Annotated in this window: 4 protein-coding genes and 2 tRNA genes; all 6 read right to left on the bottom strand. The window is 42.6% G+C overall.

All coding sequences use genetic code 11. The features are described from left to right. Window positions 1–131 precede the first annotated feature (131 nt). Window positions 132–216 (bottom strand) — tRNA-Leu (locus AB204_RS20030). A gap of 5 nt (window positions 217–221) precedes the next feature. Further along, window positions 222–298, bottom strand: a tRNA-Met gene (locus tag AB204_RS20025). 152 nt (window positions 299–450) lie between these two features. After that, complete coding sequence (nagC, locus tag AB204_RS20020) at window positions 451–1674, bottom strand: DNA-binding transcriptional regulator NagC (protein WP_047965151.1); 1224 nt, start codon at window positions 1672–1674, stop codon at window positions 451–453. Between the two features lie 12 nt (window positions 1675–1686). After that, on the bottom strand, window positions 1687–2844 hold the full coding sequence (gene nagA, locus AB204_RS20015) for an N-acetylglucosamine-6-phosphate deacetylase (protein WP_047965150.1): 1158 nt from the start codon (window positions 2842–2844) through the stop codon (window positions 1687–1689). 30 nt (window positions 2845–2874) lie between these two features. Then, window positions 2875–3681, bottom strand: coding sequence for a glucosamine-6-phosphate deaminase (nagB, locus tag AB204_RS20010; protein ID WP_047965149.1), 807 nt, complete (start codon window positions 3679–3681; stop codon window positions 2875–2877). Window positions 3682–4050: 369 nt separating this feature from the next. Continuing rightward, window positions 4051–5565: an N-acetylglucosamine-specific PTS transporter subunit IIBC gene (gene nagE, locus AB204_RS20005; protein ID WP_047965148.1), complete on the bottom strand. Its 1515-nt coding sequence runs from the start codon at window positions 5563–5565 to the stop codon at window positions 4051–4053. Between the last annotated feature and the right edge of the window lie 219 nt (window positions 5566–5784).

Genomic DNA, 5784 nt, shown 5'->3' with positions numbered 1-5784 from the left:
CTGGATTCGAACCAGGGCATGCCAGGATCAAAACCTGGTGCCTTACCGCTTGGCGATACCCCACCTGAAAAAACACACTAAAACTTAAAATCGTCATTAAACACATTTTAAGTACAAACCGATAAAGAAAATGGTGCGGGAGGCGAGACTTGAACTCGCACACCTTGCGGCGCCAGAACCTAAATCTGGTGCGTCTACCAATTTCGCCACTCCCGCAAAGATGGTGGCTACGACGGGAATCGAACCTGTGACCCCAGCATTATGAGTGCTGTGCTCTAACCAGCTGAGCTACGTAGCCATCTTTCGCTTTGCCTTCATCGGCGGTGCGGGGCGAATTATGCGTATATCAGAGAGATGCGTCAACTGCTTTTTTAAAGAAATATGCACAAAAGCGTTCATTTGTCTGTCTTATAATCATTTTGCTGACTTTACCGACAAGAATGGCTGATGTTATCCCCCAAGAAGATGTTGTAACAGTACACCATTAAGCATAGCGCGTTTTGTTAGCGCAAATGCGCCAATAGCAGAGCAGTGATTTAGCTCGGAAACGACAACAGGAAGATCTTCACGAAACGCTTGTAATACTTGCGTATTGATACAACTCTGTATAGCCGGAAGCAAAATCTGCTCTGCTTCGGTTATTTCTCCTGCAATAACGACTTTCTGGGGATTAAATAAGTTAATCGCTATAGAAATAGCTTTACCAAGGTAGTGTCCTACTTGCCTGATGACTTCTGTAGCTAACAGGTCACCTGCATTGGCCGCGAGGCAAATGGCGTGAATGTTGCAGTTATTCAGGGTGAGCTGGCTTGGAAAGCCTTGACGCAACTGATGCTGTACTCTGGCTTCTATTGCTGAGTTAGAAGCGATAGTTTCCAGACAACCAAAATTACCGCAATGACAGCGTTCACCCAACGGCTCGATTTGAATATGCCCTATCTCGCCCATATTGCCACGTTTGTTGAGCAGGATATTGTTGTTGACGATAACACCAGCACCCGTCCCACGGTGGATGCGTACTAGAATGGAATCCTCACAGTCACGAGTTGCCCCAAAGTAATTTTCAGCTAATGCAAGGCTGCGAATATCATGCCCAATAAAACAGAAAGTATTGAAATGATCCTTTAGATTTTTCACCAGAGGCCAGTTATCTACCTTAATATGCGGCATATAACGGATAACCCCTTCATCCGGGTCAACCAAGCCAGGAAGGATCACTGAAATTGCAATTAATTCACGCAGCCTGCGCTGATTTTTGTCGATGAAATTCTCGATGGCAGAAATAATCCGTTTCTCAACTTCCTGCTGAGTATTCTCCGGTACAGGATAGCGCTCTTCTACTAGCGTTTTACCACTCATGTCAAACAGCGCCAAAGTTGCATCATGGCGCCCAAGCCGAATTCCAATCGTATGGAAATGGCGGCTTTCGGTGATAATAGAAATCGCGCGTCTTCCTCCAGTGGAGGCCTGATGTTCGACTTCTTTTATCAAGCCGCGTTCCAATAGCTGACGAGTAATTTTTGTTACGCTGGCGGGGGCAAGCTGGCTTTCTTCTGCAATTTGAATGCGTGATATTGGCCCATGCTGATCAATTAGCCGATAGACCACAGCCCCATTTAGCTGCTTGACTAGATCAATATTACCGATTTGCTTTTGTGCGTTTTCATTACTCATCAATCTTGATACTCACGATAGTTTGACTTCATTTCCGTTAACAATGGTTTTGCAGATGTTGAAACCGTGAGTAAATGCAGTCAGATTCGCTACCTTGCCGGGTTCAATCGTGCCGAGGTATTTATCAACACCGATTGCCCGAGCTGGGTAAAGCGTTACCATCCGCAACGTTTCATCCAAAGCAATACCAACCTGTTCAACACTATTTTTGACACAATCAATCATTGTGACTGATGAGCCGCTCAGAGTTCCATTTTCATCAACACATAAACCATTTCGATAATATATTGTTTTATTTGCAAAGGTAAATTGTTCCATTGCATCAGGAGCAAGCCCGGCAGGAAGAATGGCATCTGTGACTAAAATAAGTTTTTCATTTTTCAATCGCTTGGAATTGCGGATATTTGGCCATGATACATGCATCCCATCACAGATAATGCCGGCATAGACTTCCGATGAATCATAAATGGCGCTGATTAACCCCGGCTGGCGACCAGAAATGGCGGGCATAGCATTATATAAGTGAGTAGAGAAAGTAATACCATTTTGGAAACCATGACGCGCTTCTTCATAAGTCGCATTGGAATGACCAGCAGAAACAACAATACCTGCTTCGGCTAACTGCCGAATATATTTGCTCTCCACCATTTCGGGGGCGAGGGTAATCTTCGTGATGACATCCGCGTTATGGCATAGGTAATTGACCATTTCCGGTGTTGGCTTACGGATATAGGCGGCATTGTGAGTTCCTTTTTTGATTGGGTTCAGATAAGGCCCTTCCAGATGTAGCCCCAATGCCTGATTGGGATTTTTTTTCAGATAGGAGCGCATCACTTCAATGGCTTTTATCATCAACTCATCGGGGCTGGTGATGAGGGTAGGGAGGAAACTGGTACAACCGTAGAGCTGATTGGTTTTCTGCATGGTATGCAGAGTACCTTCTGAAATATTGTCCAATTGCTCATTAAATTGAACGCCACCACAACCATTCACTTGTAGGTCAATAAATCCGGGAGTGAGGTTCGCGCCGTGTAAATCGTGTTTCTCAATCTCTTCTGGCAACTCATTTACCGGACAAACCTGTTTAATCAAACCGTCCGCAATGATAACCGCGTGGTTATCGAGCCTGTCATATCCGGTATAAATGATGCCGTTGATTAATGCGTACATATTGGTTTCCTACACTTTGACTAAATAAGTTTAGCTGGCAAATTCATTGATAATGTCGGTTTCCAGTTGGCGAAAATACTTCACTGTTTTCACTTTCAGTTCCATCGTTGCAGGTTCATCACAAACGATAAGAGATTTTGGATGCATCTGGAGGCAACTGATTGTCCACATATGATTGATATTCCCTTCTATGGCAGCTTGCAGAGCTTGGGCTTTATTCATCCCGGTTGCCAGGATCATGATTTCCTCGGCATCCATTAACGTGCCAACACCAACGGTTAATGCATATTTGGGGACTTGCTCCACATCATTGTTGAAAAAACGAGAATTGGCTGTCCGGGTTTCAATGGTCAGTGTTTTGATGCGTGTGCGTGAAGAAAGAGAAGATGCAGGTTCATTAAAAGCGATGTGCCCATCATTACCGACTCCTCCCATGAATAAATGGATTTTTCCATAAGATTTGATCTTATTTTCGTAACGCTGGCATTCAGCATCAATATCCGGTGCATTTCCGTTTAACAAATTGATATTTTCAGTTGGAATATCAATGTGATTGAAGAAGTTTTGGTGCATAAAAGAGTGATAGCTTTGAGGATGGTTTTCAGGCAGACCGATGTATTCATCCATATTAAATGTCACAACGTGTTTAAAACTCACCTTTCCGGCTTGATACAGGGATATCAGCTCATTGTAGGTTGTTAGTGGTGTGCTGCCTGTAGGAAGCCCAAGTACGAAAGGACGTTCAGCAGTTGGATTAAACTCATTGATTTTACTAACAATATAGTGAGCAGACCATCGACCAACGTCACTTGCTGTTGTTAGGGGGATCAGCCTCATGAATACCTCTTAAAAGTCATTTGTTAATTTAATTATGTAAGTCTATGCACGTCTATGTGATATCAGAGATATCAATGTGATGCGTGATAGCGGTAGGGTAAAATTGCACATCATACCTGTTCTGTATGGGACTTTGTTCCATTTAAAACAGAAAGATATTTTCAATTTTAAAATAAGATCGTCGTTATGGCTAGTTTTTTAGCTTTTTTCAGCGCATTTAATGACTTTGGATGGGTTTTTAAAGTATGTTTTTTTATTATTTTAAATAAGTTTTTGTAATTATTTATATTTTAAAACAAACAGATGGTATATGTACGTTATGATAAAAAGGAACGTGATTACGTTCCTTTTTATCTTTATAGAGAGAACTTACTCAGTTTTATCTGCGTAACTTGGTTTCAACTGAACTTTGATTTGTTCAGCGATGCTTTCAGCTTGTGGACCGAGGACGACTTGGATACTCTGCTTACCTATTTTTAAGACGCCTTTAGCCCCTAATTTCTTCAATTGAGCCTCATCTAATCGGGTATTGTCTTCTACCGTTAAACGGAGCCGAGTGATACAAGCATCAACAGTGCGAATATTATTAGCTCCACCGAGGGCACTGATATAATGTGTGATCGCTTCTTTATCCTGAGATGCAGAAGTTGCTTTATCAGAATCTGCTTCTTCTCTGCCTATCGTATTCAGGTTGAAAACACGGATCATTAAGGTAAAGACAACGAAGTAGATAACAAAGAATAAGATAATGAGAGGGATCAATATCCATGGTTTTGTTGCTAATCCCCAATTCAATCCAAAGTCAATAAGGCCAGCGGAGAAACCAAAGCCGTGCAAGACGCCTAAAGAGTTTGTAATTACCATGCTAACGCCCGCAAGAATTGCATGTAAGACATATAATACGGGCGCTAAGAACAGGAATGAAAACTCTATTGGTTCAGTGATACCGGTCAGGAATGATGTTAACGCGACGGAAAATAGCATCCCACCAATTTGAGGGCGACGCGCTTTTGGCGCAGCCAGATACATGGCTAAGGCAGCACCAGGCAATCCACCCATAAAGATTGGATAGGCCCATGCCATATAGACCCCCGCATTGGGATCACCCGCAAAGAAACGATTGAGATCACCACGAGCGAGGTCAGTCGCTATTTGAGTGATATTTGAACCCTCTATTCCGGGTATAGCTGCTCCAATAGTGAGTGAGCGTGCTACATCAGGAGCCAAACAGATATTATGTATCGAGTCTGCCAGATCGTAAGTGATTTTTATACAATCACCTAAGCTGAACCAGAAAACGGAATGTAGGATATAGTGCAGGCCAAACGGAATCAGGGAGCGATTAAGAACACCATAAGCAAACCATCCTGCCATCCCACTTTTTGATACTAAGAGGCTGAAATTATCAATACCATGTTGTACATATGGCCAGATATGACCACAAACCCATGCAAGGAAGAGGCAAATAATTCCGGTTATAATGGGAACTAAACGCTTACCCGCGAAAAACGCCAAAAACTCGGGTAATTGGGTTTCAGAAAAGCGGTTATAACAGTGGCCGGCAACAATCCCTGAAATAATACCAGCAAAGAATGACATATTGATTTTAGGATCAATAACGGCGGTTGCTTTTGTCAGAATAAAAAAGCCAACGACGCCCGCGAGAGCCGCTGCTCCACTGTTATCTTTCGCCAGACCGACAGAGATCCCCAGCGCAAATAATAGGGGCAGGTTTTCAAAAATTCCGCCACCTGCACTGGCAATAAAAGCGATATTGAATACGTCTGGTTGACCGAGCCGCAGTAGTAACGCGGCGACTGGAAGCGAAGCGATCGGGAGCATGAGTGCTTTTCCCAAACGCTGTAAGTAACTAAATATACCCATGGTGCTCACCTATTTGTAGTAAATATTATTGGAGACTTTTCATTATTGACATGACTTATTTTTAATTGAAAAATAAGAAAAAGCCACCGATAAGTAAGTAATTGTGATCGTTGTAACGATATTGATAAGAACTAAAATGAGCACGTTGCTGTGCTCATTAATGTGAAACTATTTATACGTTTTATTAAAAACAGTATTTAAATAGTGGAAGGAAGTAGT

Origin of the sequence: Xenorhabdus khoisanae (genome assembly GCF_001037465.1) — a bacterium.
GTDB classification, from domain to species: domain Bacteria; phylum Pseudomonadota; class Gammaproteobacteria; order Enterobacterales; family Enterobacteriaceae; genus Xenorhabdus; species Xenorhabdus khoisanae.
The sequence above is the reverse complement of the archived record's forward strand: the minus strand, read 5'-3'. Positions and strand labels throughout refer to the sequence as shown.

Bases quoted from the DNA above. Each gene is read 5' to 3' on its own strand.
- nagB (WP_047965149.1), bottom strand. From the start codon at position 3,681: ATGAGGCTGATCCCCCTAACAACAGCAAGTGACGTTGGTCGATGGTCT.
- nagC (WP_047965151.1), bottom strand. From the start codon at position 1,674: ATGAGTAATGAAAACGCACAAAAGCAAATCGGTAATATTGATCTAGTC.
- nagE (WP_047965148.1), bottom strand. From the start codon at position 5,565: ATGGGTATATTTAGTTACTTACAGCGTTTGGGAAAAGCACTCATGCTC.
- nagA (WP_047965150.1), bottom strand. From the start codon at position 2,844: ATGTACGCATTAATCAACGGCATCATTTATACCGGATATGACAGGCTC.